2 protein-coding genes and 1 pseudogene are annotated in these 2,716 nt (G+C 74.2%); all 3 read left to right on the top strand.

The annotated features are described in order from the left end of the window. Positions 1–420, top strand: a pseudogene (locus tag GTW08_RS15620) (glycosyl transferase); the annotation flags it as partial. Between the two features lie 83 nt (positions 421–503). Then, the gene (locus GTW08_RS15625) at positions 504–1,793 is read left to right on the top strand and encodes a bifunctional glycosyltransferase family 2/GtrA family protein (RefSeq protein ID WP_073575407.1); all 1,290 of its coding nucleotides are present in this window, start codon (positions 504–506) and stop codon (positions 1,791–1,793) included. Positions 1,794–1,879: 86 nt separating this feature from the next. Next, positions 1,880–2,716 (top strand): glycosyltransferase family 39 protein (locus GTW08_RS15630; protein WP_346009917.1); only part of this gene is annotated, 837 nt, incomplete at its 3' end.

The raw sequence follows: 2,716 nt of genomic DNA on the forward strand, positions 1-2,716 counted from the left end.
GCCGGTGGCGGACCCACCCGGGGGCCGGGCGGTGCCGGCGGGGGCCCAGGGGGCATCCTCAGCGCCCCCACGCCGTCGTCGCAGGTCACAGGGTTGATCGCGGCGGACGCGGACGACTTCACCTGGGCCGCGGCCACGGTGACCTCGATGCAGGCGGCGGGTTACCAGCTGGCGTCGGGGGCACCGGTGCTCGCTGTCGGCGGGTTCAACGGCACCGACCCCTACCCGACGCTCGCGCAGTTCCAGCAGATGGTGGCGCAGCACCGGATCCACTGGTTCATCGGCTCCGCGGGCAGCGGGATGATCTCCACCGCCTCCGGCGGCAGCGACGAGGCGCGCCTCATCGCCGAGTGGGTCGCGGCGACGTTCCCGGCCCGCACCGTCGACGGCGTCACCCTCCACGACCTGAGCGCGTCGTGACCCGGCGGGCGGCAGACAGGCTCACAGCCGACGCACAGGTCGATCACACGGCTGCGACAGCGCAGGCCCCGATCGTCGATCCCATGACCACAGTCGTCGCCGGCCCCGCGACCGGCACCCACCCGGGCCACCCCGAGGCGCGTCCGTCCGACCGCGGCCGGACCGTGCTCGACATCGTCGTCCCCGTCTTCGACGAGGAGCGCGAGCTGGAGTCCTCGGTGCGGCGCCTGCACGCGTTCCTCACCTCCGGGTTCCCCTACTCGTTCCGGATCACCGTCGCCGACAACGCCAGCACCGACGCCACCCCGGTGATCGCCCGGCGGCTGGCCGCCGAGATCCCCGAGGTCCGCACGGTGCGCCTGGAGCAGAAGGGCCGCGGCCGCGCCCTGCGCCGGGTCTGGTCGGACTCCGACGCCGATGTCCTCGCCTACTGCGACGTCGACCTGTCCACCGACCTCGGCGCGCTGCTCCCGCTCGTCGCCCCGCTCGTGTCCGGGCACTCCGACCTCGCGATCGGGACCCGGCTGGGTCGCGGCTCGCGGGTCGTGCGCGGCCCGAAACGGGAGTTCATCTCGCGCAGCTACAACCTGATCCTGCGCGGTGCGCTCTCGGCACGCTTCTCCGACGCCCAGTGCGGGTTCAAGGCGATCCGCTCCGACGTGGCCCGGCGGCTGCTGCCGCTGGTCGAGGACACCGGCTGGTTCTTCGACACCGAGCTGCTGGTGCTGGCCGAGCGGTCCGGGCTGCGCATCCACGAGGTGCCGGTCGACTGGGTCGACGACCCGGACTCCAGCGTGGACATCGTGGCGACGGCCGTCGCGGACCTGAAGGGCGTGTGGCGGGTCGGCCGGGCACTGGCGACGGGTGCGCTGCCGCTGGCCGAGGTCCCCGCGCAGCTCGGGCGGGCGCCGCTGGCCCCGCCGGAGGTGCCCGGGGTGCCCCGGGCGATGCCGTTCCAGCTGGCCCGCTTCGCCGCGATCGGCGTCGCCTCGACGGCGGCGAACCTGGTGCTGTTCCTCGCCCTGCGGGGGGTGCTCGGGCCGATCGCGGCGAACGTCGTCGCGATGCTGTTGTGCGCGGTCGTGAACACGGCGCTGAACCGGCGGTTCACCTTCGGCGTCCGCGGCCGGGGCCGGGCGGTCACCCACCAGTTCCAGGGCCTTGTCGTGTTCGCCCTGGGACTGGGGCTGACCACCGGTGCACTCGCCGTTCTCGGAGCGGTCGCGCCCGGCGCGCACCCGGCCGTCGAGGTGGCGGTGATCGTCGGGGCCAACCTGGTCGCGACGGTGCTGCGCTTCGTCCTGTTCCGCTCCTGGGTGTTCCGTCCCCGGGCCTCCGCCACCATCCCGATGGAGAAGGCGACCCTGCAGTGACCAGCACCCTCGACCGGAACCCCACACGGTCCGACGCCTCTCCACCCCCGGCCGGCGGTTCGCACCGCAGGCTCCGGGCCGCATCGGTGATCGCTCTCCTCACCGGCACCGGCCTGCTCTACCTGTGGGACCTCGGCTCCTCGGGCTGGGCCAACTCCTTCTACGCCGCCGCGGTCCAGGCCGGGGCGAACGACTGGACGGCGTTCTTCTTCGGCTCGCTCGACCCGCAGAACTCCATCACCGTCGACAAGCCGCCCGCGTCGCTGTGGCCGATGGCGCTCGCCGCCCGGATCGTCGGGTTCAACTCCTGGAGCCTGCTGGTCCCCCAGGCACTGATGGGCATCGCCGCGGTCGGACTGCTCTACGCCGCGGTGCGCCGGGTCTCCGGGCACGGCGCCGGCCTGCTCGCCGGGACGCTGCTGGCGCTGACTCCGGTCGCGGCGCTGATGTTCCGGTTCGACAACCCCGACGCGCTGCTGACGCTGCTGCTCGTCGCGGCGGCGTACCTGCTCGTCCGGGGCCTGGAGGACGGCCGGACGCGGTGGATCGCCGCGGTCGGGCTGGTGCTCGGTTTCGCGTTCCTGACCAAGTCCCTGCAGGCGTTCCTGGTGCTGCCCGGTCTGGCACTGGCCTGGCTGTGGGCCGCGCCCGGCCGTCCGTGGCGACGGGTGTGGCAGCTTCTCGTCGGCGGTGCCGGGATCGTCGTCGGCGCCGGCTGGTGGCTGCTCGCCGTCGCGCTGTGGCCGGTCGACGCCCGCCCGTACATCGGCGGGTCCGGGGACAACACCCCGCTCGGACTGGCGTTCGGCTACAACGGTCTCGGCCGCATCGTCGGCGGCGAGGGCGGCGGACCCGGCGGTGGCGGGAGGCCCGGTGCCGCGTTCGGCGGCGGGATGCCCGACGCCGCCGGTCTCCCGGGCGGC

This window comes from Pseudonocardia sp. SID8383, from assembly GCF_009864975.1.
Taxonomy (GTDB): domain Bacteria; phylum Actinomycetota; class Actinomycetes; order Mycobacteriales; family Pseudonocardiaceae; genus Pseudonocardia; species Pseudonocardia alni.